Genomic DNA, 24,890 nt, shown 5'->3' with positions numbered 1-24,890 from the left:
ATGAACGATGCCGGAGACCTGCTGGCCCGGGCCCGGGCCCGGGGCGCCGCGATCACGCCGTCGAGAGTCAGCCTGAACGCCGAGGAGGCGCGGCTGTGCGCCCGAGCCATCGACGAGCGAGACGACCTGGCCAGGGCATTGGCCACGGTGCGGATGATGGCCGCGAGCGGCCTGAATGCTCCCACCCGACTGGAGCATGACGTGGGCGGTGTGATCGAGGTGGTGGATGCCGACCGACTGCATCGCATCCTGGGCCTCATTCACCGCTACGTCGACGGCCTGGACAACCGCCACGGAGGTGACCATGAAGACACCCTCGAAACGAGTAAAACCCCTGATTGACTACGCCCATCGGCACGGCTTCGAGGTGTCGATGACCCGCAAAAACCACCTTAAATTCCGCCGCCCCGGCTACCCCACCATCTTCACGAGCAGCACCCCGAGTGACAACCGCACGGTAAAAAACACCCTGTCGCAACTGCGCCGTGCGCAGGAGGGGCGCCCGTTATGACTGCCAGAAAACACCATCTGATAACCAAGGCCCAGCGCGAGGGATTGACCGCCACGGAGGTGATAGAGCTGGCCGGCGGTCACGAGTACATGAACCGCCGCTGTCAGCATCTGGGGAAGGCGTTGGCCGGCAAGACCCTGCAGATCGAGAACGCCCGGCGGCACTACGAGGCGACCAGCGAGCTGCATACCACCTGGGAGGAATGTGCCGCCGCCATGTACGACTGCCTGGACGAGGACTACATCGAACAGGCGTTTCGTCACCTCAAGGCCAGCTGGCTGCGCGAGATCGAGGAAAGCGCATTTCAGGAGCACGACCAGGCCATGGCGGAACGCCGGCTTCACGATGCCGCCGGCATCCGCATCGTGCTGGAGAGGATTCGCGAGAAGACGCGATAACTGGAACTGAAAGACACCTGATTCAGGGGAGGTTTTATGGAATGTGATGGCATATGGAAAGTTGGTGACCGTTGCCGATGGCAGGAAGGTGACACATGCCACGGCGAGCACACCATATTGGCACGTGACGGCGACATGTATTGGCTTCGTGATGACTATGGCGGCTACGACATGGCCACATCAAGCGAGCTACACCCCATCTGCACCCCCGACCAGCGGGCCGAGGATGAGGCGGTCGAGGCCATGCTGTCTGTGGTGGAGCGCACCGATGGCCATTACACGATGAGCGGCGTGATGGCCGATGCAATGCGACGCCTCCACCGCGCCGGCTACGGCAACATAAAGCTCGCCCAAGCCGCTGTGCTTGACGAGGAAAGCCGCGAGTTTATCGACCCCGTGGACGCAAAGCGTCTCGAAGGGCGAGCCATCGAGCTTTACCACCAGGCCAATGGGGGTGGCCATGAGCGCTGAGCCATTCACCGACATCGTTGCGGCCAGTCGCCGGCTAGGCGCCGTGCGCGCCGCCATCACCCGCGTCGGCCGCAATCTAGAACTGAAGGAGGCGTTATGACCGATGATACAGGAATGGATGTTAGCCCTAGCTGGCAGGAGTTGAAAGACGAGCGGGATGCCTTGGCGGCACACCAGAAAGCTTTGGTGTTCGAGCTGTCAGCTTGCCAGGGCGTGTTGCACAGCCTGGCTCGCTCCGGCGAAGTGACCCGCGAATACGCCGACGATGCCAAGGCCGTCTTGCAGCGAACGCCTCATGAAACCCTCGCCCGCCACGACGCCGAGCTGCTGCAGTCCGTCCTGGCTGGTATTCCCGGCTGTGGCGACAACAGCTGCTGCATCAGCAAGCCCGTAGGCATGGGCACCAATGGCGGCTGCCGGTGCTTCGAGGACCGGCGAAAGGCCGGATTGGTGATCCAGCGCCTCGGCAATCTTTTGAGCCAACGAAGCCATGAGGCAGAGAGGTGAACCATGAGCAATCTTTATCTTCCCGCCTTCCCGACCGAACAGCGCCCGGCCTGCTTGACCAAGCATGAATATGTGGCGACCGAGCTGTTGAAAGGGATGCTGGCAAGCCCCTGGTATAAGCCAGAAGGAACAAAGGAAGAGGAAGAAGGGCTTGACCCTAGCAACATCGGAAAAATGGAAGAAGAAGAACGTTACGAGCTTATCGCAAGGCTCAGGGAAGATGCCATTGATCTGGCGACAGACATGCTAGAAGACATCGAAGCTATTGACTATTCGCTATGAAGATAACCGACCACGAGCGCCGCCGCCTGCTCAAGCAGAAGGCCAGGGAAAGGCCGCCCAGGCAGGAGGAATCGGAGCTGGATAGCCGCTGCCGGGAGGCCGGCAAGAACCCCGGCACGATCCGCAACCGCATGCGGAAGTACGGCATCGGCCTGGAGGAAGCCCTGCGCATGAAACCCATGGAGCGCCAGGCCATCGGCAAGACCGGCAAGCAGCGGTCGGAGTGGCGCCACCTGGGCGCGACCGAGGGAGGACTTCGCAATGACGACAATCGTGGGGTTTGACCGACACGACGTGCCGATCCGGGTGGGGAGCAAGGTGCTGCTGGATGGGCCGAAGGTGAACAAGGATCGCAAGGGGGAGATACACCGTGTCGCGGAGACCAGCATGGCCGCCACCATGCTGGGGGAGCTGGTGGGAAAACCGCGTCTCACGCTGGACTGCGGTTCGCTGTGCGGCACCGACCAAGTGACCTGTCTGGATGAGGAAGAATCCCGACACGGACGTTGGCAAACCATCGTGCGCGACACCGGCTGGATGCCCGCCACGGTGGATAGCCCACGCAACGAGTGACCGGAGGTGAGCCATGGCCACGCAACGCATCAAGGTGTACCGCATCCGCCTGGTGACCGGCCAGGAGATCACCATGCTCGATATGGAAGGACGCGGGCTCGACCACGCCCGGGAGAGTGTCAAGCAGCGCTTCGGCCACGACCAAGTGGCCTCTGTGGAGCCCGACTAGGAGGATCGCCGTGAACCACAAGAACTGCCCGTTCTGCAACAGCGAGGTCGATGCCGACTGCATCGAGCCGGACGAAAGCCAGGGTTTCAAGTGGGGCGCCGTGGTCTGTCCTGGCTGCGGCGCCAAAGGCCCCGAGGTCCGCACCGGCCATGACCGCATCGAGCACTGGTCAGATGACGCCTTGGACGCCTGGGACGCCCGGGCACGACATGATTGATAGCTAATATGGCAACCGAGGAGAGCCCGCATGACGGACGCAGCCCCGGAGAGCGAGCTGGTCTTCTTGACCACGGCTGACGTGATGGAGAAGCTCGGGGTGTCGAAGACGACGCTCAAGCGCATTCGTCGCGATGACGTCGACTTCCCCGACCCGGTCGTGATGTCACACGGGGATGGACGGCGACGGTCGATCCGCTGGGTGAAGGGAGAAGTGGAGGCCTACATGAAGAAGAAAATCCTCGCCCGCCAGGGGTAACCACGCCCCTACCCTCGCCCATCTTGTATGGCCACCTGTATGGCCACCCGCCAAATCAGAGATAAACCATTGATTTAAATGGTATGTGCCGATCCATACCAAGGCCCACATGACGCGGTTGATGGCGTAGAAAAAGCGAAATCGGCTCAGGCACGCGGCCCACCCACTACTCTGGGCGATACGGGTACGACTCACCTCGCCCCGCCGCGCGCTGCGCCAGCGGCGTATCCTAGCAGATGCCGCCCCGGCGGCGCCACGCCGGGAACGCGGAGCCCCAACAGCAGCGGGGGTGCCCGTAGGCACCCCCGCCGGTCGGATCAGGGACCCGAGTTGATGACGAGACGGCGCGCCGCAGGCGCGCCGTTGGTCAGTTGCTGATCTCGACGCGGCGGTTCTGCGCACGCCCCGCGTCGGTCTCATTGGTGGCGACAGGACGCTCCTCGCCGTAGCCGACGGTGCGCATCCGATTCGTGTCGATCCCCTGGGAGACGAGGTAGTCTCTGACGGAATCGGCACGACGCTGCGAGAGGTCGCGGTTGTACTCGGCACTACCGATCGAATCGGTGTGACCGGCGATGGTGACGTTGATGTCACGGTTCTCGCGCAGCCGTTCGGCCACCTCGTTCAGCCGGGATTCGGCAGCGGGGCGCAGTTCCGCGGAATCGAACGCAAAGTTCACGTCACTGGAGAGCACCACCGGCTCGAACTCGGGCTCAGGAGCAGGCTCGGGTTCGGGTTCCGGCATCGGCTCGGGTTCCGGCTCGGGCTCAGGTGTGCGATCCGCGCAGAGCAGCCCGCCGATGGCCGCACCGGTCGTGAAGCCGATGGCCGCACCGGTCTCCTCGTCGGACTCGCCGCTGGTGGCGTAGCCGATGCCGCCACCCGCCAGACCGCCGGCAATGCCGCAGACGACCGGCTGCTGGTACCAGGGACGCGGGGAGGTGTCGCTGGACGCGCTGGTAGCCCCGCCCTCGATGGTAGCAGCACAGCCCGAAAGGCCGAGGGCCAGCGCCGAACCCAGCAGCAAGCCTGCCGTTGATTTCTTCATGCAAGACTCCTTCTTATTGCCAATCCGCGGAGCTCGATGTCGAGCGACCCGGACGTCCAGGGATTTTCTCGATCCGACAGTCATAAAGTGTAGGCACAATTGCGATATGCTCAAACCCTTACCTCTGGCCGGAACGGTAAAACCGGACGAGGCGGCACCTCGTCCGGCGACCGCGGGCAGAGCTTGCCGTAGCATCAGGAATCTTGCAATCAGAATATTCGGTAGAAACGGAATGCCCGAGAGAGCGGCGTCGCCTTGCCGCTCAATGCAGGCTGTCGGGCCAATGGCGGCGAAACACCAGCACCGCCTGGGCGGCCTGAAGCACCGGCTGGCGAAGCTCGTCCTCGACCGCCAGGCGCTCGCGATCCTCGCGCATGCGGTCCCGCGGGCTCAGTGCGTGGCGCGCCGAGTGGGTATGCAGGTGACTCGTGCGTGCATAGACCTCGCCGAACACCCGGAAATCCGGACGCTCGATCAACCCCGGGTCGAGAATCTCCAGCAGCACCTTGCAGCGCCAGGCCCCCTCGGTGACCTCCACCTGTTCCTGAACCAGCGCCGAGGCCACCATCTCCAGGTTCTCCAGGCAGTTCTCGTGGGCCCGCCGCAATTCGTCCTCGCGAAAGGCCTGGCGGCGGCGCACTTCGCGCCACAGGGTGAAGGCATAGGCACCGAGCCCGGCGATGATGGCCAGGGCCAGCGCCAGTAGAATCAGGGCGGTCGTGGTCGTCATGGAGTGTTCACGCTGTCGGGGGAATGGATGACGCATTGTACCATTCCAGGCCCCGCGGCACGGCAAGTGTGAGCGCCCCCAACCGCCAACCGCCCTTAGACAATCCAGGCGTTGGCGTAGTGATCGAACAACAGCACGCCGAAGACGCCGAGAATATAGCGGATCGAAAACCAGAAGGCCGCCAGCGGCGCACGGGGGTCGTGGCCACGCCACACCTTGGCGTTCCAGTACATGAAGCGCGCATTGAGCGCCATCACGCCAACCAGATAGAGCGCCCCGCTCATGCCGATGACGAAGGGCAGCAGGGTCACCGCCACGGTCAGCCAGCCGTAGAGCCACACCTGCAGCCGCGTGAAGGCCTCGCCGTGGGTCACCGGCAGCATGGGCACGCCGGCCTTGGCGTACTCGTCGCGCTTGTGGATCGCCAGCGCCCAGAAGTGCGGCGGCGTCCAGGCGAACACGATCAGGAACAGCAGTAGGGGCTCCGGCCCCAGCTGACCAGTCACCGCCGTCCAGCCCAGCAGCGGCGGCGCGGCACCGGCCACCCCGCCGATGACGATGTTCTGGGGCGTGGCGCGCTTGAGAAAGGCGGTATAGATCAGCGCATAGCCGATCAGCGAGGCCAGGGTCAGCCAGGCGGTCAGCGCATTGACCTGCCAGAGCAGCAGGCCGATACCGGCCACGGAAAGCAGGGTCGCCCAGCCCAGCGCCAGCGCCGTGGGCATGCGACGGGTAGCCAGAGGGCGGCGCGAGGTGCGCAACATCATGGCATCCAGGCGCCGATCCACCACGTGGTTGAAGGCCGCTGCGCCGCCGGCGGCCAGGCCGATGCCGGTGAGCCCGAATAGCACCGCCTGCGGCGACGGTAGTTCGGGCGTGGCCAGCGCCATGCCCACCAGGGAGCACACCAGCATCACCACCACCACGCGTGGCTTGCACAGGGTGATCAGGTCCCGCCACGACCAGCTGGCCGGGGCTGTCTCCACGAGCGCCCCTTTCTCCGCGAGCACCCCTTTGAGGGCATGCCGGATATCCTCGCGCTTGATTGCCACGTTAGCCATGCGTCCACTCCTTGCCCGGACCTTGCACACTTGCTTCATCCGCCGTCGCGGCGGCGGTACGCCGCTGCCACACGGCCAGCGTCATCAGCACGACCAGCGCCACGGCACCGGCCGTGTGCAGCAGGGCCAGCGAGAGCGGCAGCCAGAGCAGCACATTGACCACGCCCAGCGTCAATTGCCCGCCATACACGCCGACCAGGCCGCCCAGCCAGGGGCGCATGGCGCGCTCCTTCCAGTGGCGAGCGGCCAGAAGCACCAGCGCCAGCCCCAGCAGCAACGCGCCCAGGCGGTGCCCCTGGTGAATTGCCACGCGCGCATCGGCATGCAACTGGCCATGCAGATAATTGGGGCCCACCGTCTGGGTCAGGTGGAAGCCTTCACTCCAGTCCATGCTCGGCCACCACTGGCCGTTGCAGGTGGGAAAGCCCTGACAGGCAATGCCGGCATAGTTGCTCGACACCCAGCCGCCAAGCGCCAGCTGCAGCACCAGCGCACCGATGGCCACGCCCCACAGCGATGAAAGCCGCCGCGGCGGACTCGCGGGAGCCACCGTGCCCTCGGAAGTCAACGCGCCCTGCTTGAAACGGCGCAGGCGCAGGTACAGCCACAGGAACAGCACCAGCACCGTGAGCCCCCCGAGCAGATGCAGCGTGACCACCTGCGGCCAGAGGCGCAGCGTCACGGTGAAGGCACCAAAGGCGCCCTGCAGCAGGATCACCACCAGCAGCACCACGCTCACTCGCCACGGATAGCCGTCGACACGCCGCAGTCGCGACCCCAGGGCAAGCAGCGCGATCACCAGCAGGCCCAGTGCCGAGGCGATGTAGCGATGCCCCATCTCCACCCAGGCCTTGAACGTCTCGAGGGGTGCATCGGGCGAGTGCAGCCGGGCGCGCTCGGCGTCCGGCACCACCAGCTGCCCGTAGCAGCCGGGCCAGTCCGGGCAGCCCAGGCCGGCATCCACCAGCCGGGTCCAGGCCCCCACCAGCACCACCAGTGCGGTCAGCAGCACCCCGGCCAGGCTCAACGCCTTCAGCAGACGCAGTCGCGCGGTCAGCTCACCCCCTGCCCGCTCTTTACCCACCGCTCCGATCATCGACTTGGCCACCAACAGAAGCTCCTTGTCCGTGCGCCGGCAATCACCGCTGCGGATTCATGCGCAGCAGCTGATTGACATCGTCCAGTACATCGCGCGCCTCAACTCGATCAGCATAGGCCAGTACCGGCTCGCCACGCGGGTCAAGCACCCACAGCCGCCCGGGGGAGAGCCAGTTCGGCCGCTCGGCCCACTGGGCGACCATCTCGCCCGGCAGCGCCGCCGCGTCGCCGCCGACACGCAAGCGGCTGACCCGCGGCGCCTCGCGTCCCAGCGCGCGGTGCAGGCGCCACCACTGGTCGGCCAGGGCGTCGCAGGCCCGCGAACAGTCGAAGGCCAGAATCCAGTCACCCTCCGGCAGTGCCTGGCTGGGATCCGTCAAGGGCCACTGCCCCAGCGGCGGCACCTCCGGCGTCAGCTCGCCGTGGGCGGTGCGCTGGTCGGGAATGCCGACACGCCACTCGACCATGCCCCAGGCGACCAGCATGGGGGCGGCAAAGATGGCAATCAACGCCAGCAGCTTGAGGCGCTGGCGGCGTGGGTTCAACGGCTGCGGCATGGCAGCTCCTCCGGGTCATGGGTGCGTGACTGGCGCCCCAGGCGCGCCGATGGACGTTCGGCAAGCAGGCGACGGCCGCCCAGGAACATCACCGCCAACGCCGCCAGTGCCAGCCCCCACCACTGTACGGCATAGCCGACATGGCGGCTGGGCGGCATCACACTGGGTTCCCACCAGGGTTTCAACGCACCGGAGCCAGCCTCCTGGTGCACCCATCCGGCATGCGCGAAGCCCGACAATTCCGACCACGCCGCCAGGTCGATGCGTTGCAGTCGCTGCCCCTCGCGATTGAGGCCGAAGAGAGGCGCGCTGTCGCCAGCCGCTTGCCAGCGCCCCTCGACCACCACCGGGCCAGCGGGTGTCGAAACCTCCGGCGTCTCGCGGTCGGGCCCAGTGGCCAGGAAGCCGCGCTGGACGAGCCAGAGTCGCCCGTCCTCCCCGCGAAGCGGGGTCAGGGCCGCAACGCCCAGACGGCCATCCCGGGTGCGATTGTCCAGAAACAGGGTGTGCTCGGTGAGGAACTCGCCCCGCAGGGTGAGGCGGCTTCCTTCGGGCGGCGTCTGCTCTGGCGCCTCGAGATGCGGCGCAGCCGCCAGGCGGGCCAGATAGTCGCGCTTGTCGGCGGCACGCTCCCACTGCCATAGTCCAAGAAAAAGCCCGAGCGCCACCAGCAGCGACCACAGCGCGCACCAGAGCCACAGTCGCCAGCCGGCACGGCGACTCGATGGCGCCTGAACCTCCCCCGACCACCGATCCCTGACGGAGTGTGTCATGCTGCTGAAGACCCTGATCGCCATTGTCTTTGTGGCCATCATCGCCAGCATGGCCGCCGGAGCCGGCTTCCTGCTGCGCGATGACACCCACTCCCGTCGCCTGCTGCTGTCGCTGAAGATCCGTATTGCCCTGACCGTGCTGCTGCTGGCGCTGCTGCTCTACGGCTTTTTCCTCGGCGGGCTGGGCGATTGAAGGCCCTTGCGGGCCCGTGCCTAGAATACATACACGAAGAGGAACAGCCCCACCCAGACCACATCGACGAAATGCCAGTACCAGGCTGCGGCCTCGAAGCCGAAATGGCTCTCCTCGGAGAAATGGCCACGATGGACTCGCATCAGCATGACGGCCAGGATCACGGTGCCGATGATCACGTGCAGCCCGTGGAAGCCGGTCAGGATGAAGAAGGTGGCACCGTATATGCCGGCATCCAGGGTGATGCCGTAGTGCGCATAGGCCTCGTAGTACTCCACGCCCTGGATCAGGATGAAGCAGAGCCCGAGCAGCACCGTGCCGGCCAGCCAGTTGCGACAGGTGTGACGATACCCCTCCTTGAGCGCCTCGTGCGCCACCGTCAGGGTGATGCTCGAAGCGACGAGGATCAGGGTATTGACCAGCGGCAGCTGCCAGGGGCTGAGCACTTCCCGGGGGCCGGTGATGCCCTCGCCCGGCGGGTTGAGCAGCGGCCAGTGGGCCGTGAACTCCGGCCACAGCAGGGCGGCAAGTCCCTTCTCTCCCTCGCCGCCCAGCCAGGGCACGGCGAAGGTACGCACATAGAAGAGCGTCCCGAAGAAGGCAGCGAAGAACATCACCTCCGAAAAGATGAACCAGCCCATGCCCCAGCGGAAGGAGCGGTCCATCTGGCTGTCGTAGAGCCCGTGACGGGACTCCCGCACCACGTCGCGGAACCACAGCGCCATCACCGCGAGCACCGCCGCCAGTCCGATCGCCATGACCGGCCCGCCCGACCCGTGCACCAGCAGCATGCCCGAGCCGATCATCATCACGCCTACCGCCAGCGAACCGAGCGCCGGCCACTTGCTGCTCGCCGGTACGTAATAGCTGCCACTCATGATTGTTCTCCTTCCAGGGTCACGGCACTCGCCTGCTGCGGCGCGTTACGAGCCTCCACCGGGTAGAGGGTGTAGACCAGGGTCACGGTCTTGACGTCGGGCGGCAGATCCCGCGAGAGCTGGAAGACCAGCGGAATGTCGCGCCGCTCGCCGGCCTCGAGGCGCTGCTCGTCGAAGCAGAAGCAGCTGATCTTGCGTAGGTGCTGCGACGCCTGCGACGGCGAGACGCTGGGTACCGCCCGCCCCCAGCTCTCCTCGTCGCCCTGGTTGTCGAAGGTGAAGCTCACCTCGGTGGGCTGGCCGGGATGCACGCGCATCTGGCGCGTCTCGACCTCCAACTGCCAGGGCAAGCCCGAACCGCTGCGCGTGATGAACTGCACCGTGACCAGGCGCGACTCGTCCACCCCGTCGTGCATCACGGCCTGGGCGCTGTTGTTGACCTTGCCGTTGAGCCCCGTCACCTGGCAGAAGACGTCGTAGAGCGGCACCAGGGCGAAGGCGAAGGCGAACATGCCCGCCAGTGCCGCCACGCTGCGCCACACCGTGCGGCGTACCCCGGCCCGGTTGTCGCGATGCGGATCCGAGCTTGTCATGCGAACCTCCCTCGTCGATCACGCAATGCCCTCAGTGCGCGGGGCGCTCGAAGGTGGGTGGCGTGTCGAAGGTATGCAGCGGTGCCGGGCTCGGCACGCTCCACTCGAGATCCTCGGCGTAATCCCAGGCCTGCGCCGGCGCCCGGCGACCGCCGCGCACGCACAGCACCACCACCGCCACGAACAGCAGCTGAGAGGCGCCGAACAGGAAGGCGCCCAGGCTCGACACCAGGTTGAAGTCGGCGAACTGCAGGGCGTAGTCGGGAATGCGCCGCGGCATGCCGGCCAGCCCCGCAAAGTGCATGGGGAAGAAGGTCAGGTTAACCCCCACCACCGACAGCCAGAAATGCCACTGCGCCAGCCGCTCGTTGGGATAGTGGCCGGTCCACTTGGGCAGCCAGTAGTAGACGCCGGCCATGATGGCGAACACCGCCCCGGGCACCAGCACGTAGTGGAAGTGGGCGACCACGAAGTAGGTGTCGTGATATTGAAAGTCCGCCGGGGCGATGGCCAGCATCAGCCCCGAGAAACCGCCGATGGTGAACAGCACCACGAAGGCCAGGGCGAAGAGCATCGGCGGCTCGAAGCTGATCGAACCGCGGAACAGGGTGGTGATCCAGTTGAACACCTTCACCCCAGTGGGCACGGCGATCAGCATGGTGCAGTACATGAAGAAGAGCTCAGCCACCAGCGGCAGCCCCACCACGAACATGTGGTGCGCCCAGACCAGGAACGACAGGATGGCGATGGCCGCAGTGGCATACACCATGGAGGCGTAGCCGAACAGGCGCTTGCGGGCGAAGGTAGGGATGATCGCCGAGACGATACCGAAGGCCGGCAGGATCATGATGTACACCTCGGGGTGCCCGAAGAACCAGAACAGGTGCTGGAAGAGTACCGGATCGCCGCCCCCGGCGGCATCGAAGAAGCTGGTGCCGAAGTTGATGTCCATGAGCATCATGGTGATCACCCCCGCCAGCACCGGCATCACGGCGATGAGCAGGAAAGAGGTGATCAGCCAGGTCCAGACGAACAGCGGCATGTCCATCATGCGCATGCCCGGCGCACGCATGTTGAGGATCGTGGCGATGATGTTGATCGCCCCCAGGATGGAGCTGATACCGGCGATGTGCAGCGACAGGATGAAGAAGGTCGTGGAGGGCGGCCCGTAGGTAGTAGAGAGGGGCGCATAGAAGGTCCAGCCGAAATTGGGCCCGCCGCCCGGCATGAACAGCGTCGACAGCAGCAGCGTGAAGGCCACCGGCAGCAGCCAGAAGCTGAAATTGTTGAGCCGCGGCAGAGCCATGTCCGGCGCGCCGATCTGCAGCGGAATCATCCAGTTGGCCAGGCCCGTGAAAGCAGGCATCACCGCGGCGAAGACCATGATCAGGCCATGCATGGTGGTCATCTGGTTGAAGAACTCGGGCTGCACGAGCTGCAGGCCCGGCTGGAACAGTTCGGCGCGCACTACCATGGCGAAGATACCACCGATGAAGAACATCACCAGCGAGAAGATCAGGTAAAGGGAACCGATCTCCTTGTGGTTGGTGGTCAGCAGCCAGCGCAGCAGGCCACTCGGCGGGGCGGGATGGGCCTCGGCCATGCCGCCCGCAGTGGCGGTGGAATGCTGGAGAACCGGCTTGGACCCTGGGTTCATCGCCATCGAAAATCTCCCTGTCATCGGTCACGATAGAGCAACGGAAAGGACGAGCGCGTCCGCCTAGTCGGAAAGCCGCTCGGCGACTTCCGACGGCTGTACGCTGTCACCGGTGTCATTGCCCCAGGCATTGCGGGTGTAGGTCACCACGGCGGCGATCTCAACCGGGTTGAGCGTGTTGCGGAAGGCCGGCATGGCCGCCCCCGAGACCCCGTTGATGACGGTGCTGGTGTGCCAATCGGCATCACTGAGCAGCTGCTCGTTGCCGGCCAGGGCCGGGAAAGCCGGGGGATTGCCGGTGCCCTCCTGCTGGTGACAGGAGACGCACACCGAACCATACACCTGCTCGCCGCGTTCCATCAGCTCGCTCATTTGCCATTCGCGATCGATGCCCATGGCCTCCTCCTCGGCCGCTTCACGGCGGCTGGCCAGCCAGGCCTCGAACTCTTCTTCTTCCACGGCACGCACCACGATGGGCATGAAGGCGTGGTCGACGCCGCACAGCTCGGCGCACTGCCCGCGGTAGATCCCCGGCTCGTCTATACGCACCCAGTTCTCGTTGATGAACCCGGGCACGGTGTCCTGCTTGATGGCCAGTTCCGGGACCCACCAGGAGTGGATGACGTCGTCGGAGGTGAACAGGAAGCGCACCTTCTGCCCGACCGGCAACACCAGCGGCTCGTCGACTTCCAGCAGGTAGTTGGCACTGGCGTCGATGGGCTCGTCGCCGCGGATCTGGGTGCGCGGCGTTGCCAGGTTCGAGGTCATGGCAACGCCTTCACCCAGGTAGTCGTAGCGCCAGCGCCACTGCTGCCCGATGATCATGACGTCCAGGTCGGCGTCGGAGGCGTCGTACATCTTCTTGAGGGTGGCGGTGGCGGGCACCGCCATGCCGACGAGAATCAGCAGCGGAATTGCCGTCCAGATCACCTCCACCAGAGTGTTCTCGTGGAAGTTGGCCGCCTTGGCTCCCTTGGAGCGGCGAAAGCGAAACAGCGAATAGAACATCACCCCGAACACAACCACCCCGATCGCCACGCAGATCCAGAAGATGATCATGTGCAGGGAGTAGATCTCGCCGCTGAGCTCGGTGACGCCCACGGGCATGTTCCAGCCGTTGGCCAGAGCCGTCTGTAGCGAGCCCGCAAGGAGTCCTCCCCCTGCCAGCAAGACGAGCAGAGTGCGCATCGACGCCTCCTGATCTTGTCATTGTCTTCGTCAGCGACTCACCATCGTCAGGGAACGAGGGGTTCTATCGATATCGTCAACAAGAACATTAGTCGCTGCTGCATCGAGTATAGAGAGATACCGGTAAGAGCGGTCCGCTAGCCAGGCTCCTGACCAACGCGCCTGTCAACGCTCGGCGCTCAGGGCGACTCAACGTGACGCGAGCACCGCCACCAGGGCAACCAGGCCCACCAGCACAAGCGCCATCAACACCCCCGCGACGAGGAAAGGCACCGGCCTGCCCTGCTCGAAATCCTGGCGACGCTGTCCCTCCTTCTGCACGCCGAAGAAGGCGGCCAGTACCGACTTGATCACGCCCCACATGTCCTACTCCCTGAGCCAGCCACCTTGGCAGCATGCCACAGGCCCATCCGGCTGGCGAAATCGACACGTTGATTGATGGGTGTCAACTGTCTCAGCGTGCGCGGAACGAGCTCACCACAGGGCCTGTCCTATACTGCTGGTGAGAGTCCCTTCACCCTCTCTGCCACTCGCATAATGAGGAGGCACAGGAGCCAACGATGAGCGAACGCAAACCCGATTCCAACAGCACTCCCAGCATGGAGATGCCAAGCCAGATGATGGAGTGGTGGGCTCAACAATGGATGCAGAACGCCAACCCCATGACGCGCCTTCAGCTGGCGTGGATGCAGAGCGTTTCCGAAGTCATGGAGCAGGAAGCCAATTTCCTGAAGGCGATGGCCGACGCCAGCCAAAGGCTCGCCGAGTGCTACGACACCCATGGCGGCGATCCCGAGAAGATGGGAGAGTGCTATCGCAGCATTGCCAACGAGATCAGCGACCATCACATGGAGCGCATGAAGAAGGTCGCCGAGATGCCCAACGAATTCCGTCGCCGCATCTGGGAAGAGATTTGACGCCATGCGCGGCGGCTCCACAGACGCCGTCGCGCCCTCGCCCCGGGGCAACCCGCCTTATCCCAGCCCGAACACCTTGACGATCAGCGGCAGCAGGAACGCCGTGAGCAGCCCCGTCAGGCCCATGGCCAGCCCCGAGAAAGCGCCCGCCACCGCGCCGATGCGCGCGAAGGCGTGGGCCGTACCGAAACCATGCGCGGCAAGCCCCAGAGTGAAGCCCTGCACCGCCTGGTCGCGAATGCCCAGCAGCCGGAACAGGCCCGGCCCCAGCGCACAGCCGATGGAACCGGTCAGCAGCACCAGGCCGGCGGCCAGCGATGGAATGCCGCCGATCTGCTCCGCGATCCCCATGGCGATGGGCGAGGTCACCGAACGAGGCGCCAGGGTCAGCAGCGTTTCCGGCTGCGCCCCCATCAGCATCGCCAGGCCCAGGGTGGAGCCCACGGCCGTGACGATGCCGACGCCACAGGCGAGCAGCAGCGGCCACAGCAGTCGCCGCACTCGCTCGCGATGGTCGTAGAGGGGAATGGCCAGCGCCACGGTGGCCGGCCCCAGCAGAAAGTGGATGAACTGCGCCCCTTCGAAATAGGTGGCGTACTCGATATCCGCCAACAGCAGAAAGCCGATCAGCAGCGCAATGGCCAGGGTCACCGGATGCACCAGCGGCGTCCCGCCCAAGGCCCGGTTGATGCGCACCGCCACCACGAAGGCCAACAGGGTCACCAGCAGCGACAGCAGCGGATGGCCGGAGAGATAGACCCAGAGCTGGTCCAGCGGCACTACGTTCATGCGCCGCTCCCCGGGCCCTGCCGACGCTGCAGGCGCTCCAGCGCCCAGCCGGTGACCGCCAGCGTCAACGCCGTCGACACAACCAAGGTCACCGCAATGGGCAGCAGATCCATGCCGATCAGCCGCGCGTGGACCATCAGCCCCACCCCAGCGGGCACGAACAGCAGCGTCAGGTAGCGCAGCAGCCCCTCCCCCGTCAGCCGCAGGCTCGAGGGCACCTTGCCGCGTATCACCAGCCCCGCCAGCAGGATCACCATGCCGAGCACCGGCCCCGGAATCGGCAGCTCCAGGCCCCTTGCCAGCAGTTCACCGGCAAACTGGCAGGCCAGCAAGACACTCATTCCCATGATCAACGGCATGACAACGCTCCTTTCTTTGGTTCTTCCCACTTTGGCGTGAATCTGTTCTGCAGGCTGCATGGTGGGAGGCCGGCTTTGCCGGGCGAAGGCGCCGCAGGCGCCCTTTTGGCAGCGCTCCGCGCTGCTTCGCGAGCTGAAGCTCCCTCCCACAAAATAACTGCGATAGCCCCGGCCCCTGTCACCGGAGCCGGCAAAAAAAACGCAATGCCTTGAAGACAATACGCCCCAGGGGCTTTTCATTTGCCGGCGGAGGCGCTAGTATACGCCTCGTTCTCGGGCAGCACCCGCCAGGGTCGTCGCTCGAAAACAACCAGAGTCGGAGCGTGGCGCAGCTTGGTAGCGCGTTGCAATGGGGTTGCAAAGGTCGCAGGTTCGAATCCTGTCGCTCCGACCAGAAATGCCGACAAAACCGCCGCTTCGGGTCATTCCGGGTGGCGGTTTTTCGTTGTGCCTAGCAAAAACGCGACTGGGTTCCATATGGGTTCCGCTCGACGGCCCCCGCGCGTACTACCTACCCACGCACTACGCGGGCGCGGGCTCCAGCTCCTGCCATTCGCGCCGCGCGGGCCATGCCTCGAGCCAGTCGGCGAGGGTTTCCGCCGGCATGGGGCGGGCGATCCCGTAGCCCTGGGCGAGCCGGCATCCTAGCCCCAGCAGTGCCGAGGCGTGACCGAGGCTTTCCACTCCCTCGGCGAGCAGCTCGCGGTCGAAGCGCCTGGCCATGTAGATCACGCTCTCGACCATGGCGCGGTCGTCGGTGTCGCTGAGCATGTCGCTCACGAAGCTCTTGTCCACCTTGATCAGGTCGACCGGCAGCTGACGCAGGTAGGTCAGCGACGAGAAGCCGGTGCCGAAATCGTCGATGGCGACCTGTACGCCCATCGCCTGACAACGCGAGATCACCTCCAGGGCGGCGGCGATGTCGCGCATGGCAGCGGTCTCCACCACCTCCAGCTTGAGCCGCGAGGGCGACACGCCCGGCTTGGTGGCGAGCAGGCCGTCCAGGCGGGTGGCGAAGTCCGGTGCGAGCAGGTGGCTCGGGCTGATGTTGACACTGACCGGCAGTTCCCGGCCTTCCCGCGTCCAGCAGCCGAGTTGGTCCAGCACCGCCTTGAGCACCCACTCGCCCAGCGCCTGTTCCAGCCAGGAGCCTTCGATCAGCGGCAGGAATTCCGCCGGTGCCAACAGCCCCCGCTCGGGGTGCTGCCAGCGCACCAGGGCCTCGAAGCCCACCACGGCCGAGGTCGACATGTCGATCTGCGGCTGGTAATGCACGCGTAGCTCGTTTTCGGCAATGGCCTGCTCCACGCGGCGGCGCTGGCTCAGGCAGTGCTGCAGGCGCCGGTCCTGGCCCGCATCGAAGCGGCTGACGGTATTGCGGCCGCTCTGCTTGGCGCGGAACATGGCCTGCTGGGCATGGCGCAGCAGCATGTCGGCTTCGCGATCATCGGGGGGAAAGAGCGCCATGCCGAGGCTTGCGGTGATGCTCGTCGTACGCTTGCCCAGCACGAAGGGCCGGCGGATCTGCGTCAGCAGTTGCTCGGCGATGCCGTCGCCTTCCGAATCGTGAATCAGCAGCACGAATTCGTCGCCGCCGGTACGCACGATGAGATCCTCACGCCCCAGCTGGCGATTGAGGCGCTGCACCAGCAACAGGATCAAGCGATCCGCCACCGGCTGTCCGAGCCGCTCGTTGAGCGTCTTGAAGTGGTCGACATCCAGCGCGCACACCAGCAGCCGCCCCTCGCGCCGGCGCGCCTGATCCAGCGCCTGCTCCAGGCGATGGATCAGGCGCGAGCGCTGGGAAGCCCCGCGATACTCGTCGATATAGCGCGCCGCCGCGCCCAGCGGTGGCAGGATCGCCAGGTTCGATGCCGTGCGGCTGGCGCTGTCGGCCAGAGCGGAGTCGCGATCCAGCCGCTCCACGCAGTTGCGCCCGCTGCGCTTGGCCCGGTAGAGCGCCCGATCGGCACGCAGGAGCATGTCGCGCGCCGTGTCGCCGGGCTGCAGGGTGGTCAGGCCAATGCTGATGGTGACCCTGGGGCCCGGCATGTCGGCCGCCGCCACGTCGGCGCGCAGGCGTTCGGCGATCCGGCAGGCTCCCTGCGCGGAGGTCTCCGGCAACAGCAGGGTGAACTCCTCGCCGCCCCAGCGTGCCAGCAGGTCGCTCTTGCGCAGCCGCCGCTGCACCAGCTCGGTGAGCGCATGGAGGATGGCATCGCCGACATCGTGGCCGTGGTTGTCGTTGACCGCCTTGAAATGAACGATATCGAACAGCATCAGGGCCAGCTCGCTGCCGTCCTGGCGCGCCGCGCGAATCGACTTGATCAGGGCGCGATCGAAGGAGCGACGGTTGGCGGCACCGGTCAGGTGATCGCGACTCGCCTCCCGGGCCAGGGTCTGCTCGAGGCGCTTGCGCTCGTCGATGTCGTGGAACACCGACACGTAGTGGCGCACTTCGCCGTGGTCGCCCCGCACGGCGGTGATCGACTGCCACACGGGGTAGATCTCGCCGCGCTTGTTGCGATTCCAGATCTCCCCCTGCCAGTGGCCCTGCTGCTGCAGCGAGGCCCACAGCGCGGCGTAGAACTCGGGGCCGTGGCGCCCCGACTTGAACAGGCGCGGCGTCTGGCCGATCACCTCATCGCCGCGGTAACCGGTGATCTGGGTAAAGGCGCGATTGACGCGCTCGATGCGCATCTCGGCATCGGTGATCAGCGTCGCCTGCCCGGTCTCGAAGGCCGTCGCCATCAGGCGTAGCTGATCCTCCTGCTCCTTGCGCCCGGTGATGTCCTGCTTCACGGTGACGTAGCTGGTGATCTCCCCCGCTTCGTCGAAGATCGGCGTGATCAGCTCGTACTCCCAGTACTCCTCGCCGTTCTTGCGCCGATTTAGCAGCTCCCCGCGCCACTCGCGCCCGGCCCGCAAGGTCTCCCACAGCTCGCGGTAGGTGCGCTCGCTCGTCTTGCCGGACTGGATCAACGCCGAGGTGTGCCCGATCAGCTCCTCACGGCGGTAGCCGGTCACCTCCATGAAGCGGCGATTGACGTAGAGCAGCCGCCCGCTGGGATCGGTGATCGCCGTGGCCAGCGGACTCTGCTCCACGGCGGTGTAGAAATGCTTCAGCTCCTGGCTGAGATCGGCCGTCGAGCGACCGCCATCCGCCGCCGACCACACCACCCTGCCGCGCCCCTCCTTCCGCTCACGCATGCCTCCCCCTGATCCCGTCCTGCCCCTATCGCCACCCCTCTCGCTGCCCCTAGGCCGGACGGCGCCATCGCAGCCAACCTGCCGCAAGGCGCAAACGACCCTGCAACAATATCTTTACCGATATCAGACTAGAGCATTACAGCAGTGACGAAATGTAATTAGACGAAATCAATCAGAAGATGCCGATATACTTGATGCATGTCAAACATATCAAGCAGGCAAGCGGGAAGGGTGTGCCAAGGCTATGCCGTTCAGCGGCAGCGCCACGTCGCCAGGCGCTGGCACAGCGCCATCAGCAGCAGCCCGGCGGCGAGCCAGCCCAGCCCCACGAGGACCGACTGATAGCCGGCGGGGGCGTCATGGGGCGGACGAAAGTGCAGGCCGTATTCCGCCAGGCGAACGGCCAGGTAGGCCAGGCTGGCGACCAGGGCCAGTGGCAGGGCGGCATGGCGAGCGGCCAGCCAGCAGGTCAGGCGGCCGGGGTCGCGGCGCTTGCGAGGCGCCGGCTTGGCCGAGGGCTTGCGCCGAGCGGCGGCGCTCGGGGTTTTCCCGCCCCGCTTGGCAGCGCGGCGCTGGGCCTGCCGGGCCGGCTTGCGCGCGCCGCGCTGGCCAGGAAGGCAGGCCAGCAACCAGCTCAGGCTGCGCCACAGCCCCCAGCCCAGGGCAAAGCAGGTCGACACCGCGAGAGTGCCCATCACCAGGAAATAGGTCATGCCAGGCTCAAGCGATGCGGCCAAGCGACTGCAGGGTACGCAGCAGGTGAGCCACCTTCTCCCGGGGCTGGGCGTACTCCTGCATCAGTGCGTGCAGGCGCCGCTCGAAGGTATCGGGGTCGGACGACTCGCCACGCACGTCGGCGTCACTGCCGGAAGCTGCAACGGCCGCTTCGGGTTCGGTCTGTGGGGCATCCAGATCACGCAAGGCCTGCGCAAAGGCGTCGTCGAGTTCACGAAACTTGCGCAGTTTCTCGCGTTCGTCCATGGGGCGATTGGTTTTCTGTTTCATCGGCATCCATCGGTTTGCAAATACCCGCCATAACTCGAGGCGTGGCACGCCGCGAGTATACCGTCGGATACGGCGCCAACGAAGCGCCATGGGTTTGATAACGATTCCCCTCTGCTCTGCGCGCTCATTCAGCACCTTGTCGCACGCCCGCTTCTCACTCGCAAATCGGAGTCATTACCTCTAATTCTGCAAAATGTGCACAAACGCTCAAACAACGCGCCCAAGTTTGCCTTCGTCAGCGCCGCCGTCGCATAAAGACAGAAACAACAGCTATCAAATCATTGGGCACGCTCCCGGAGAGGATCGCCCCTGTTGAACGCCATCGCGCGGCTCAACGACATAACACACCGACAGACCAGACCTGTCACAGGGAACACCGCAAGGGCCAGATAATGTTCAATGAGATGATGCGAGCGGAAATCTGGTTGCAGGAGCATCTGGAAAGCCAGAAGGGTATCGATGAACTGGCCAACCGTCTCGGCTATTCGACCTCCCAGGTACGGCGCCGGTTCAAGCAGTGTTTCGGGATCACCCCGAGCGCCTATCGCGACGTGCTACGCCTGGAGAAGGCCGCACGCCTGCTGATCCTGACACCCGACAGTATCAGCACCATTGCCACCCACTGCGGCTACCGCAATCACCCCTCCTTCAGCCGCGCCTTTCAGCGCCTGTATGGGCAAAGCCCGCGCCAGTTCCGTCGCCATCATCGGGCCAGGCTGGCTGCGCTCTGCCCCGAGGCAGCGCCTCCGCCGTTCGAGATTCGCCAGTACGCCACCCGCAAAGCCCTAGTGACCCGTGTCTACAAGCCCCTGCAACGGGTGAACGACCTCACCCGCCTGGCCCGGAAACTTCACGGTAGCGAGACCTTACCGAACCGCTTGAACCGGGCGCCAGGCATGGCCGTGATGCACAACCTGCTGCAGCCCTGTCGGCTGGAGCGGATCGATCTGGGCTTGATGATACCGCCCAACGCAGGCACAGGGCTCGCCATTCCGCCGACTTTCCGCCTGCTCGAACTGCCGCCCCGGCAACACGCCTGCGTGGTCGTGGAGGCCTTCAGCGACATTCCCACCGCAGTTCATCAGCTGGTTACCTACTGCCTGCCCCAGAATCGGCGCTACGCCAATGGCGAGCCCGTTCAAGTGCACTGGCACCCGCGAGGCCTGGAAGTCCAGTTACCGCTGCTGGCCAAGGCCTCGCCGAGAAAGTGATTGGGGCCGGGGCGTCGCCGAACGGTTGTCGACAGCGCCCCGGACCCATCGCGACAGTGAAGCACCGCCGGTTACCTGAGCATTGCACTTCTTATGCTAGGCATTGCACTTGTTGCTTGAGTTCAGGATGCAAACATCCGAAGTGCAGCCTTCACTCCTCGACGCGTACCAGCCAGCTCTCGACGATCTCGGGACCGTACTCGTCCTTCCACGCCTTGAGCGTCTTCTGGTTGCCGCCGCGAGTTTCCACGACTTCCCCGGTGTTGGGGTTCTTGTAGATCTTCAGCTTGCGCTTGCGACGTCCGGCGCCGGTCGTCGGTGCCTTGGCGGCGGGCTTGGCAGCCCCCTGCGGGTCGAGAAGCTGAATGACATCGGCGGCGCTCTTGTTGAACTCGCGCATCAGCGCCTCGAGCTTCTCCTTGAACGCCAGCTCCGCTTTCAGGCGCTCGTCGTTCTGCAGCCGCTCCATCTCGTCCTGGAGTTGCTTGAGCTGCTGTTCCTTCTGGACGTACTCGCTAAGTAATGACATGGCCTTGCCTTGTTGATGAATGAATGGGATGCGGCGCACATAGATACCGCATTTCTACGTTTATGACAACAGCATGGCCGGTTTTTTTCCAGAATTAAAGAAAGAGTTTAAGCTCGCACAGCTGAAGCGCTCAGTAAGAAGCGATAGCAAAGAAGGCTTGGGGAGAGCGGCCGTATGAATCCAAAGCAAGATGCCAGTATCTTGCGCGATGCGATAGATCGGCGCGTCCGGCACCGCGCGCCGATGTATCACCAGATCGATCTTTTGATCTCCCAGTTCACGGCGCAGCTCGACCATTGCCTTGAGCTTGGCATCGACGACCTGAACCCGACTACCTATCGGCCAGCATCAGTAATGGTAGTGACACTGAACGATAACGATGGCGTTATCCGTGACTTTGTAAACCAGCCGGTGCTCACGGTCGATGCGGCGAGACCAGAAGCCGGACCATTGATGCCGCAGCGGCTCCGGGTCTCCCAGTCCGTCGAATGGCTGACGCTGAATGTCCTTGATCAACGTATTGATGCGTTTCAGGGTCTTCTTGTCGCGAGCCTGCCAATAGAGATAATCTTCCCAGGCATTGCCTGCCCAGGTCAGCCTCATGGGTCAAGCAGCCCATGTTCAGCCCCTTCACCGTGCTCCACTTCAGCAATCGACTCGTTGAGCCGCTGTGCATTCCGCGGACTGGCCATCAGATAAGCGGTCTCTTCATAGGACTTGAAATCCTCGACCGACATGACCACAGCGGGCTTGCCATTCTGGCGCGTGATGAGCACCGGCACATGGTCATCGTTGACGCGGTCCAGGGTCTTGGCCAAATGGCTGCGGAAATGAGAATAGGTGACAGTGTCCATGGCAACCTCCAGTGCGAACACTGCCATTGTACGTATTCTTGTACGTCAGCACCAGCGCCCAACGCCAGGGCAATCGCAGTTGATGGCACCCACAGTAGAGAGGGGCAAAGTGGGAGGCCGGCTCTGCCGGGCGAAGGCGCCGAAAGGCGCCCAGATCGGGCAGCGCTGCGCGCTGCTTCGCGAGCTGAAGTCGAGGCGTCGAACCGTCCCTCCCACAAAATAACTGCGATAGCCCTGCACCCAACGCCGATCCTCGCGCTGCCGTCAGCCACCCTCCGCCGGCGCAAAGCCCAGTTCGACGACCTGCAGCGCCTCGACATCGCCCGGCGCTCGGGGCGTGCCTTCCAGCGTGTCGCCGTTGACCGTAATTGCCGTGCAGGCGCCATCATCGGGGTAAGTCGCAAGCACGCTCGCCACGGAAGGCGTACTCTCGGCTTCCTCGTCATAGTGCGTGGCATACACCGCCGAGGCATAGGCGCGCACATCGGCTAGGCAGGCACCGTTGGCAGCACGCTCTCGAAAACCCATGTACACCGGAATGGCAATGGCAGCCAGCACCCCGATAATCGCCACCGCCACCAACACTTCGATCAGGCTGAAACCCTGCTGACCTGAGTCGCCGCTTTCCTGCGCTGTTTGTTTTTCCATCCTTGAAGTCCTTCAATCGAAACTTTCCTTATTACATAGCTTAATCAGCGAGCGTGTCGCGAAATCAAGTTCTCATCGCCAGTTCCAGAACAGCCAGTGATCGGGATCGACCATTTGCATGCACTCCAGGCGCCCCTGGGCCCAGAAACGTGGGTAAAGATAGGCACGGCCAATTTCCTGCATACAGACTTGCGTCGACGCCACTGAAAGTTCGTAAAGCGCCCACCCGGCCACCACCAGATAGATCATGCAGGCTAATACAAATCCCCACAGCAGCTTGGCGCCCAGGGGCACCGGCCCGCTCGATGTCGCCAGCGCCGGCTGAGCGGAATGGCGATAGCCGAATACCAACCCAATCGCCAACACCATCACCAGCGAACTTAGCGGGGCGATATGCGCCCCGCTGAACTGCACGTTGACCATCACCCCCACGAAGGCCATCACCAGGCACGCATAGAGTGGTTTGTCCGCCTCCGGCATGGCGCGCGCCCGCTTGACGATGACGAGGCACCCCTTCACCACCAGCGCCATCAGCAGCAGTGCCAGAGGCAGCCCCCACTCCGCCGCGGTATTGAGGAATAGGTTGTGGGCACTCGCACTGCGAATATGTCCGTCCCCGGCAAACATCATGGGGCCGATGCCAACAGGAAAGTTTTCGATAGAGTAGCGCAGCGCGTCGGCCCAGAGATCGAGGCGACCGCTGCTGCTGGTAAGATCGCGCCGGAAGGGTGATTCAGCCCGCTCACCCATAAGCGGATTATAGATCCACCAGCCCAGCAGACCGATCAGCGCCGCAACGAATAGTGTGGCTACCGGAAAGCGCGCCTGGCGGCCAAAGAGCAAAAGTGCCACTCCCATGGCACAGGTCAGCGCCAGAATGCCCGCCCGTCCCTCAGTCAAAAACAGCAGATACCACCACACCGCCAGCGGCGGCAAGCTAAGCAGTGCGGCGACCCGCGAAGGAGAGCGGCGAGCAGTGATATAGAGCAGCGCCAGCGGCATTAGACCCGCGGCAATATCGGAAAAGAGGCGAATATTGGGCAGACCCGGCGTCACATCGCGGGCTTCCAGAAACTCTCGGCGCCAATAGATGGCATCCAGGGCCTTAAATCCATAAACGGCGCAGCCCAGCATCACCAGGCCACCCAGCACTTGCCAAACTACGACTCTCCGAAGTGTCGTGGCCATTACGCCTACGAAGAACAGCATCATCCCAGCCACCGCCAAAAAGACAAGCTCCAGAAGACTGATCAGCGGTGACAAACTTCCCATTACTATCAAGGCCGAAAGCACCAAGGCAATCGCCGCAACAAAAATCAAACGGCGACTGCCTCCTGCCAACGAAAATGAAATGGTAAGCCGTATGCGCAGACAGGCTATAAGCCCTGACCAAAGGACGGCAAGCAACATGACAAGCGCCAAAATGCGCAATTGATCAAATCCATACATAAAAAAAGCCGGCACGACGCCGGCTCATAATCAGCTATATTCTCACAAGCTCCCTACATTAACCTGCGCTCCGATCGGGACAGAAACACTCTGATTTCTTTGTGCGCTTGTGGCATCAAGACTATCAGTATCCATTGAAACACTGGTACAAGCACTCCATGAGTAATTATCTACAGTTGCACTTCCAGACAGCAGTGCTGTTCTAGCTGCAGAAAGCTCCTGTTCACATGCAGCTGCTGCGGCATTGTCTTGATAATTTGCATATTGAGGAATCGCAATTGCCGCTAGCACGCCAATAATTGCTACCACGATCAGCAGCTCGATCAGGGTAAAGCCACCCTGCTTGCCGGCCGGCATCTTTTTCACGTCGTTCATTTCCATGGTCTCTTTCATCGCCCTGGGTTCCCCTTGGTTGCCTCGACTCTCGTCCGGCGGCGGGCTTGGCCACGCCTTCCGTTTTCTGGCCATCGCGTTGCGCCGCTTTCGCCAAGTGCGTTACGCGATGGCAAAACGATCGCCGAATCGTACGCTATGCAGACAGTATGGCATCTCTCACCACCCGGCAAGGGCTTTGTCTCGCCCCTTTGCCCGAGGTCAATCTCAGCGTAATGTACGAGTTCGTTGATCGCCCGTCGCTGGCATGATGGCACCAAGCCTGCCACTTTCGCCAGCGGCGGGTTACAATGAAAACAGTGTTTCTTCAACGTTTCCAGCACGCCGGGGCTCATTACACCGGTGCGCGGGGGATTACGGGGTT

36 protein-coding genes, 1 tRNA gene and 1 pseudogene are annotated in these 24,890 nt (G+C 64.1%); 15 read left to right on the top strand and 23 right to left on the bottom strand.

Annotated elements, in window-relative coordinates; all coding sequences use genetic code 11:
- From FEF15_RS02620 to FEF15_RS02570, 11 genes are all read left to right on the top strand, one after another.
- Positions 1-342, top strand: a complete 342-nt coding sequence (locus FEF15_RS02620; protein ID WP_163557533.1) for a hypothetical protein — start codon at positions 1-3, stop codon at positions 340-342.
- A complete protein-coding gene (locus FEF15_RS02615) occupies positions 305-511 on the top strand; it encodes a type II toxin-antitoxin system HicA family toxin (RefSeq protein WP_163557532.1) in 207 nt (68 codons plus the stop codon). Before FEF15_RS02620 ends, FEF15_RS02615 begins: the two co-directional genes overlap by 38 nt.
- Entirely contained in the window at positions 508-909 is a 402-nt protein-coding gene (locus FEF15_RS02610) for a hypothetical protein (RefSeq protein ID WP_163557531.1), read from the top strand. The genes FEF15_RS02615 and FEF15_RS02610 overlap by 4 nt, the downstream gene beginning before the upstream one ends.
- 36 nt (positions 910-945) lie before the next feature.
- Complete coding sequence (locus FEF15_RS02605) at positions 946-1,380, top strand: hypothetical protein (protein ID WP_163557530.1); 435 nt, start codon at positions 946-948, stop codon at positions 1,378-1,380.
- Between the two features lie 96 nt (positions 1,381-1,476).
- The gene (locus tag FEF15_RS02600) at positions 1,477-1,887 is read left to right on the top strand and encodes a hypothetical protein (protein ID WP_163557529.1); all 411 of its coding nucleotides are present in this window, start codon (positions 1,477-1,479) and stop codon (positions 1,885-1,887) included.
- A gap of 3 nt (positions 1,888-1,890) precedes the next feature.
- The gene (locus FEF15_RS02595; protein WP_163557528.1) at positions 1,891-2,169 is read left to right on the top strand and encodes a hypothetical protein; all 279 of its coding nucleotides are present in this window, start codon (positions 1,891-1,893) and stop codon (positions 2,167-2,169) included.
- Entirely contained in the window at positions 2,166-2,453 is a 288-nt protein-coding gene (locus FEF15_RS02590; protein ID WP_163557527.1) for a hypothetical protein, read from the top strand. Before FEF15_RS02595 ends, FEF15_RS02590 begins: the two co-directional genes overlap by 4 nt.
- Positions 2,431-2,742, top strand: a complete 312-nt coding sequence (locus tag FEF15_RS02585) for a hypothetical protein (protein ID WP_163557526.1) — start codon at positions 2,431-2,433, stop codon at positions 2,740-2,742. The genes FEF15_RS02590 and FEF15_RS02585 overlap by 23 nt, the downstream gene beginning before the upstream one ends.
- Before the next feature lie 13 nt (positions 2,743-2,755).
- Complete coding sequence (locus FEF15_RS02580) at positions 2,756-2,911, top strand: hypothetical protein (RefSeq protein WP_163557525.1); 156 nt, start codon at positions 2,756-2,758, stop codon at positions 2,909-2,911.
- A gap of 10 nt (positions 2,912-2,921) precedes the next feature.
- Positions 2,922-3,128, top strand: coding sequence for a hypothetical protein (locus FEF15_RS02575; protein WP_163557524.1), 207 nt, complete (start codon positions 2,922-2,924; stop codon positions 3,126-3,128).
- A 30-nt stretch (positions 3,129-3,158) separates the two neighbouring features.
- Positions 3,159-3,386 carry a helix-turn-helix domain-containing protein gene (locus tag FEF15_RS02570; protein ID WP_163557523.1) on the top strand — a complete coding sequence of 76 codons (228 nt, stop codon included), beginning with the start codon at positions 3,159-3,161 and terminating at the stop codon, positions 3,384-3,386.
- A 367-nt stretch (positions 3,387-3,753) separates the two neighbouring features.
- On the opposite strand, the gene FEF15_RS02565 is transcribed toward FEF15_RS02570, so the two are convergent.
- The 6 genes from FEF15_RS02565 to FEF15_RS02540 all read right to left on the bottom strand — a co-directional run bounded on the left by FEF15_RS02565 (position 3,754) and on the right by FEF15_RS02540 (position 8,653).
- Positions 3,754-4,434 (bottom strand): OmpA family protein, encoded by a 681-nt coding sequence (locus FEF15_RS02565; RefSeq protein WP_163557522.1) that lies wholly within the window; start codon positions 4,432-4,434, stop codon positions 3,754-3,756.
- A 262-nt stretch (positions 4,435-4,696) separates the two neighbouring features.
- A complete protein-coding gene (locus tag FEF15_RS02560) occupies positions 4,697-5,164 on the bottom strand; it encodes a DUF2489 domain-containing protein (protein ID WP_163557521.1) in 468 nt (155 codons plus the stop codon).
- A gap of 95 nt (positions 5,165-5,259) precedes the next feature.
- The gene (cyoE, locus tag FEF15_RS02555; RefSeq protein ID WP_163557520.1) at positions 5,260-6,225 is read right to left on the bottom strand and encodes a heme o synthase; all 966 of its coding nucleotides are present in this window, start codon (positions 6,223-6,225) and stop codon (positions 5,260-5,262) included.
- Positions 6,218-7,321: a COX15/CtaA family protein gene (locus FEF15_RS02550; protein ID WP_163557664.1), complete on the bottom strand. Its 1,104-nt coding sequence runs from the start codon at positions 7,319-7,321 to the stop codon at positions 6,218-6,220. The genes cyoE and FEF15_RS02550 overlap by 8 nt, the downstream gene beginning before the upstream one ends.
- Positions 7,322-7,364: 43 nt before the next feature.
- Positions 7,365-7,880 (bottom strand): hypothetical protein, encoded by a 516-nt coding sequence (locus FEF15_RS02545; protein ID WP_163557519.1) that lies wholly within the window; start codon positions 7,878-7,880, stop codon positions 7,365-7,367.
- On the bottom strand, positions 7,865-8,653 hold the full coding sequence (locus FEF15_RS02540; RefSeq protein WP_163557518.1) for an SURF1 family protein: 789 nt from the start codon (positions 8,651-8,653) through the stop codon (positions 7,865-7,867). The genes FEF15_RS02545 and FEF15_RS02540 overlap by 16 nt, the downstream gene beginning before the upstream one ends.
- Between FEF15_RS02540 and FEF15_RS02535 the strand changes: the two genes are divergently transcribed.
- Entirely contained in the window at positions 8,652-8,846 is a 195-nt protein-coding gene (locus FEF15_RS02535; protein ID WP_163557517.1) for a DUF2909 family protein, read from the top strand. The two genes, FEF15_RS02540 and FEF15_RS02535, sit on opposite strands and share 2 nt — an antisense overlap.
- Positions 8,847-8,866: 20 nt before the next feature.
- On the opposite strand, the gene FEF15_RS02530 is transcribed toward FEF15_RS02535, so the two are convergent.
- From FEF15_RS02530 to FEF15_RS02510, 5 genes are all read right to left on the bottom strand, one after another.
- Entirely contained in the window at positions 8,867-9,727 is an 861-nt protein-coding gene (locus FEF15_RS02530) for a cytochrome c oxidase subunit 3 (RefSeq protein ID WP_163557662.1), read from the bottom strand.
- Positions 9,721-10,317 carry a cytochrome c oxidase assembly protein gene (locus tag FEF15_RS02525; protein WP_163557516.1) on the bottom strand — a complete coding sequence of 199 codons (597 nt, stop codon included), beginning with the start codon at positions 10,315-10,317 and terminating at the stop codon, positions 9,721-9,723. Before FEF15_RS02525 ends, FEF15_RS02530 begins: the two co-directional genes overlap by 7 nt.
- Positions 10,318-10,348: 31 nt before the next feature.
- On the bottom strand, positions 10,349-11,980 hold the full coding sequence (ctaD, locus tag FEF15_RS02520; RefSeq protein WP_163557515.1) for a cytochrome c oxidase subunit I: 1,632 nt from the start codon (positions 11,978-11,980) through the stop codon (positions 10,349-10,351).
- A 57-nt stretch (positions 11,981-12,037) separates the two neighbouring features.
- The gene (gene coxB / locus FEF15_RS02515) at positions 12,038-13,162 is read right to left on the bottom strand and encodes a cytochrome c oxidase subunit II (RefSeq protein WP_163557514.1); all 1,125 of its coding nucleotides are present in this window, start codon (positions 13,160-13,162) and stop codon (positions 12,038-12,040) included.
- 189 nt (positions 13,163-13,351) lie between these two features.
- On the bottom strand, positions 13,352-13,525 hold the full coding sequence (locus FEF15_RS02510) for a DUF2970 domain-containing protein (protein WP_163557513.1): 174 nt from the start codon (positions 13,523-13,525) through the stop codon (positions 13,352-13,354).
- Positions 13,526-13,722: 197 nt separating this feature from the next.
- Between FEF15_RS02510 and FEF15_RS02505 the strand changes: the two genes are divergently transcribed.
- A complete protein-coding gene (locus FEF15_RS02505; RefSeq protein WP_163557512.1) occupies positions 13,723-14,079 on the top strand; it encodes a hypothetical protein in 357 nt (118 codons plus the stop codon).
- A gap of 57 nt (positions 14,080-14,136) precedes the next feature.
- Here FEF15_RS02505 and FEF15_RS02500 read toward each other — a convergent pair whose 3' ends face one another.
- Both FEF15_RS02500 and FEF15_RS02495 read right to left on the bottom strand, forming a co-directional pair.
- On the bottom strand, positions 14,137-14,868 hold the full coding sequence (locus FEF15_RS02500) for an LrgB family protein (protein WP_163557511.1): 732 nt from the start codon (positions 14,866-14,868) through the stop codon (positions 14,137-14,139).
- Positions 14,865-15,227 carry a CidA/LrgA family protein gene (locus FEF15_RS02495; RefSeq protein WP_163557510.1) on the bottom strand — a complete coding sequence of 121 codons (363 nt, stop codon included), beginning with the start codon at positions 15,225-15,227 and terminating at the stop codon, positions 14,865-14,867. Before FEF15_RS02495 ends, FEF15_RS02500 begins: the two co-directional genes overlap by 4 nt.
- Before the next feature lie 317 nt (positions 15,228-15,544).
- On the opposite strand from FEF15_RS02495, the gene FEF15_RS02490 reads away from it, so the two are divergent.
- A tRNA-Pro gene (locus FEF15_RS02490) sits at positions 15,545-15,621 on the top strand.
- Positions 15,622-15,749: 128 nt separating this feature from the next.
- On the opposite strand, the gene FEF15_RS02485 is transcribed toward FEF15_RS02490, so the two are convergent.
- The 3 genes from FEF15_RS02485 to FEF15_RS02475 all read right to left on the bottom strand — a co-directional run bounded on the left by FEF15_RS02485 (position 15,750) and on the right by FEF15_RS02475 (position 19,442).
- Entirely contained in the window at positions 15,750-18,437 is a 2,688-nt protein-coding gene (locus tag FEF15_RS02485) for an EAL domain-containing protein (RefSeq protein ID WP_163557509.1), read from the bottom strand.
- A gap of 251 nt (positions 18,438-18,688) precedes the next feature.
- A complete protein-coding gene (locus FEF15_RS02480; RefSeq protein ID WP_163557508.1) occupies positions 18,689-19,150 on the bottom strand; it encodes a hypothetical protein in 462 nt (153 codons plus the stop codon).
- A gap of 7 nt (positions 19,151-19,157) precedes the next feature.
- Complete coding sequence (locus FEF15_RS02475; protein WP_163557507.1) at positions 19,158-19,442, bottom strand: hypothetical protein; 285 nt, start codon at positions 19,440-19,442, stop codon at positions 19,158-19,160.
- A gap of 392 nt (positions 19,443-19,834) precedes the next feature.
- Here FEF15_RS02475 and FEF15_RS02470 point away from each other — a divergent pair, with 392 nt between their 5' ends.
- Positions 19,835-20,653, top strand: a complete 819-nt coding sequence (locus tag FEF15_RS02470) for an AraC family transcriptional regulator (protein ID WP_163557506.1) — start codon at positions 19,835-19,837, stop codon at positions 20,651-20,653.
- 151 nt (positions 20,654-20,804) lie between these two features.
- Here the strand turns inward: FEF15_RS02470 and FEF15_RS02465 are convergent, their stop codons facing one another.
- The 7 genes and pseudogenes from FEF15_RS02465 to FEF15_RS02435 form a co-directional block, all read right to left on the bottom strand.
- Positions 20,805-21,182 carry a histone-like nucleoid-structuring protein, MvaT/MvaU family gene (locus FEF15_RS02465; RefSeq protein WP_163557505.1) on the bottom strand — a complete coding sequence of 126 codons (378 nt, stop codon included), beginning with the start codon at positions 21,180-21,182 and terminating at the stop codon, positions 20,805-20,807.
- Between the two features lie 60 nt (positions 21,183-21,242).
- Positions 21,243-21,479: a hypothetical protein gene (locus tag FEF15_RS02460; protein WP_163557504.1), complete on the bottom strand. Its 237-nt coding sequence runs from the start codon at positions 21,477-21,479 to the stop codon at positions 21,243-21,245.
- 51 nt (positions 21,480-21,530) lie between these two features.
- Positions 21,531-21,785 carry a Txe/YoeB family addiction module toxin gene (locus FEF15_RS02455; RefSeq protein ID WP_163557503.1) on the bottom strand — a complete coding sequence of 85 codons (255 nt, stop codon included), beginning with the start codon at positions 21,783-21,785 and terminating at the stop codon, positions 21,531-21,533.
- Positions 21,782-22,036: a type II toxin-antitoxin system prevent-host-death family antitoxin gene (locus FEF15_RS02450; protein WP_163557502.1), complete on the bottom strand. Its 255-nt coding sequence runs from the start codon at positions 22,034-22,036 to the stop codon at positions 21,782-21,784. Before FEF15_RS02450 ends, FEF15_RS02455 begins: the two co-directional genes overlap by 4 nt.
- 264 nt (positions 22,037-22,300) lie before the next feature.
- On the bottom strand, positions 22,301-22,684 hold the full coding sequence (locus tag FEF15_RS02445; protein ID WP_163557501.1) for a prepilin-type N-terminal cleavage/methylation domain-containing protein: 384 nt from the start codon (positions 22,682-22,684) through the stop codon (positions 22,301-22,303).
- Between the two features lie 72 nt (positions 22,685-22,756).
- Entirely contained in the window at positions 22,757-24,148 is a 1,392-nt protein-coding gene (locus tag FEF15_RS02440; protein ID WP_163557500.1) for an O-antigen ligase family protein, read from the bottom strand.
- 237 nt (positions 24,149-24,385) lie between these two features.
- Positions 24,386-24,490, bottom strand: a pseudogene (locus FEF15_RS02435) (prepilin-type N-terminal cleavage/methylation domain-containing protein); the annotation flags it as partial.
- Positions 24,491-24,890 lie beyond the last annotated feature (400 nt).

The sequence above is a fragment of the Halomonas sp. NO4 genome, assembly GCF_010994375.1.
GTDB lineage: Bacteria > Pseudomonadota > Gammaproteobacteria > Pseudomonadales > Halomonadaceae > Halomonas.
This window is presented reverse-complemented; position numbering and strand designations above follow the sequence as displayed.

What these genes read in the sequence shown, in the direction of transcription:
- FEF15_RS02485 (WP_163557509.1), bottom strand. Translation starts at nt 18,437, where the DNA reads ATGCGTGAGCGGAAGGAGGGGCGCGGCAGGGTGGTGTGGTCGGCGGCG.
- FEF15_RS02470 (WP_163557506.1), top strand. Translation starts at nt 19,835, where the DNA reads ATGTTCAATGAGATGATGCGAGCGGAAATCTGGTTGCAGGAGCATCTG.
- ctaD (WP_163557515.1), bottom strand. Translation starts at nt 11,980, where the DNA reads ATGGCGATGAACCCAGGGTCCAAGCCGGTTCTCCAGCATTCCACCGCC.
- FEF15_RS02450 (WP_163557502.1), bottom strand. Translation starts at nt 22,036, where the DNA reads ATGGACACTGTCACCTATTCTCATTTCCGCAGCCATTTGGCCAAGACC.
- FEF15_RS02535 (WP_163557517.1), top strand. Translation starts at nt 8,652, where the DNA reads ATGCTGCTGAAGACCCTGATCGCCATTGTCTTTGTGGCCATCATCGCC.
- FEF15_RS02460 (WP_163557504.1), bottom strand. Translation starts at nt 21,479, where the DNA reads ATGGTCGAGCTGCGCCGTGAACTGGGAGATCAAAAGATCGATCTGGTG.
- FEF15_RS02565 (WP_163557522.1), bottom strand. Translation starts at nt 4,434, where the DNA reads ATGAAGAAATCAACGGCAGGCTTGCTGCTGGGTTCGGCGCTGGCCCTC.
- FEF15_RS02445 (WP_163557501.1), bottom strand. Translation starts at nt 22,684, where the DNA reads ATGGAAAAACAAACAGCGCAGGAAAGCGGCGACTCAGGTCAGCAGGGT.
- FEF15_RS02550 (WP_163557664.1), bottom strand. Translation starts at nt 7,321, where the DNA reads ATGATCGGAGCGGTGGGTAAAGAGCGGGCAGGGGGTGAGCTGACCGCG.
- FEF15_RS02585 (WP_163557526.1), top strand. Translation starts at nt 2,431, where the DNA reads ATGACGACAATCGTGGGGTTTGACCGACACGACGTGCCGATCCGGGTG.
- FEF15_RS02540 (WP_163557518.1), bottom strand. Translation starts at nt 8,653, where the DNA reads ATGACACACTCCGTCAGGGATCGGTGGTCGGGGGAGGTTCAGGCGCCA.
- FEF15_RS02455 (WP_163557503.1), bottom strand. Translation starts at nt 21,785, where the DNA reads ATGAGGCTGACCTGGGCAGGCAATGCCTGGGAAGATTATCTCTATTGG.
- FEF15_RS02580 (WP_163557525.1), top strand. Translation starts at nt 2,756, where the DNA reads ATGGCCACGCAACGCATCAAGGTGTACCGCATCCGCCTGGTGACCGGC.
- FEF15_RS02475 (WP_163557507.1), bottom strand. Translation starts at nt 19,442, where the DNA reads ATGAAACAGAAAACCAATCGCCCCATGGACGAACGCGAGAAACTGCGC.
- FEF15_RS02560 (WP_163557521.1), bottom strand. Translation starts at nt 5,164, where the DNA reads ATGACGACCACGACCGCCCTGATTCTACTGGCGCTGGCCCTGGCCATC.
- cyoE (WP_163557520.1), bottom strand. Translation starts at nt 6,225, where the DNA reads ATGGCTAACGTGGCAATCAAGCGCGAGGATATCCGGCATGCCCTCAAA.
- FEF15_RS02500 (WP_163557511.1), bottom strand. Translation starts at nt 14,868, where the DNA reads ATGAACGTAGTGCCGCTGGACCAGCTCTGGGTCTATCTCTCCGGCCAT.
- FEF15_RS02590 (WP_163557527.1), top strand. Translation starts at nt 2,166, where the DNA reads ATGAAGATAACCGACCACGAGCGCCGCCGCCTGCTCAAGCAGAAGGCC.
- FEF15_RS02595 (WP_163557528.1), top strand. Translation starts at nt 1,891, where the DNA reads ATGAGCAATCTTTATCTTCCCGCCTTCCCGACCGAACAGCGCCCGGCC.
- FEF15_RS02570 (WP_163557523.1), top strand. Translation starts at nt 3,159, where the DNA reads ATGACGGACGCAGCCCCGGAGAGCGAGCTGGTCTTCTTGACCACGGCT.
- FEF15_RS02525 (WP_163557516.1), bottom strand. Translation starts at nt 10,317, where the DNA reads ATGACAAGCTCGGATCCGCATCGCGACAACCGGGCCGGGGTACGCCGC.
- FEF15_RS02545 (WP_163557519.1), bottom strand. Translation starts at nt 7,880, where the DNA reads ATGCCGCAGCCGTTGAACCCACGCCGCCAGCGCCTCAAGCTGCTGGCG.
- FEF15_RS02615 (WP_163557532.1), top strand. Translation starts at nt 305, where the DNA reads ATGAAGACACCCTCGAAACGAGTAAAACCCCTGATTGACTACGCCCAT.
- coxB (WP_163557514.1), bottom strand. Translation starts at nt 13,162, where the DNA reads ATGCGCACTCTGCTCGTCTTGCTGGCAGGGGGAGGACTCCTTGCGGGC.
- FEF15_RS02605 (WP_163557530.1), top strand. Translation starts at nt 946, where the DNA reads ATGGAATGTGATGGCATATGGAAAGTTGGTGACCGTTGCCGATGGCAG.
- FEF15_RS02620 (WP_163557533.1), top strand. Translation starts at nt 1, where the DNA reads ATGAACGATGCCGGAGACCTGCTGGCCCGGGCCCGGGCCCGGGGCGCC.
- FEF15_RS02610 (WP_163557531.1), top strand. Translation starts at nt 508, where the DNA reads ATGACTGCCAGAAAACACCATCTGATAACCAAGGCCCAGCGCGAGGGA.
- FEF15_RS02495 (WP_163557510.1), bottom strand. Translation starts at nt 15,227, where the DNA reads ATGCCGTTGATCATGGGAATGAGTGTCTTGCTGGCCTGCCAGTTTGCC.
- FEF15_RS02600 (WP_163557529.1), top strand. Translation starts at nt 1,477, where the DNA reads ATGACCGATGATACAGGAATGGATGTTAGCCCTAGCTGGCAGGAGTTG.
- FEF15_RS02510 (WP_163557513.1), bottom strand. Translation starts at nt 13,525, where the DNA reads ATGTGGGGCGTGATCAAGTCGGTACTGGCCGCCTTCTTCGGCGTGCAG.
- FEF15_RS02505 (WP_163557512.1), top strand. Translation starts at nt 13,723, where the DNA reads ATGAGCGAACGCAAACCCGATTCCAACAGCACTCCCAGCATGGAGATG.
- FEF15_RS02465 (WP_163557505.1), bottom strand. Translation starts at nt 21,182, where the DNA reads ATGTCATTACTTAGCGAGTACGTCCAGAAGGAACAGCAGCTCAAGCAA.
- FEF15_RS02480 (WP_163557508.1), bottom strand. Translation starts at nt 19,150, where the DNA reads ATGACCTATTTCCTGGTGATGGGCACTCTCGCGGTGTCGACCTGCTTT.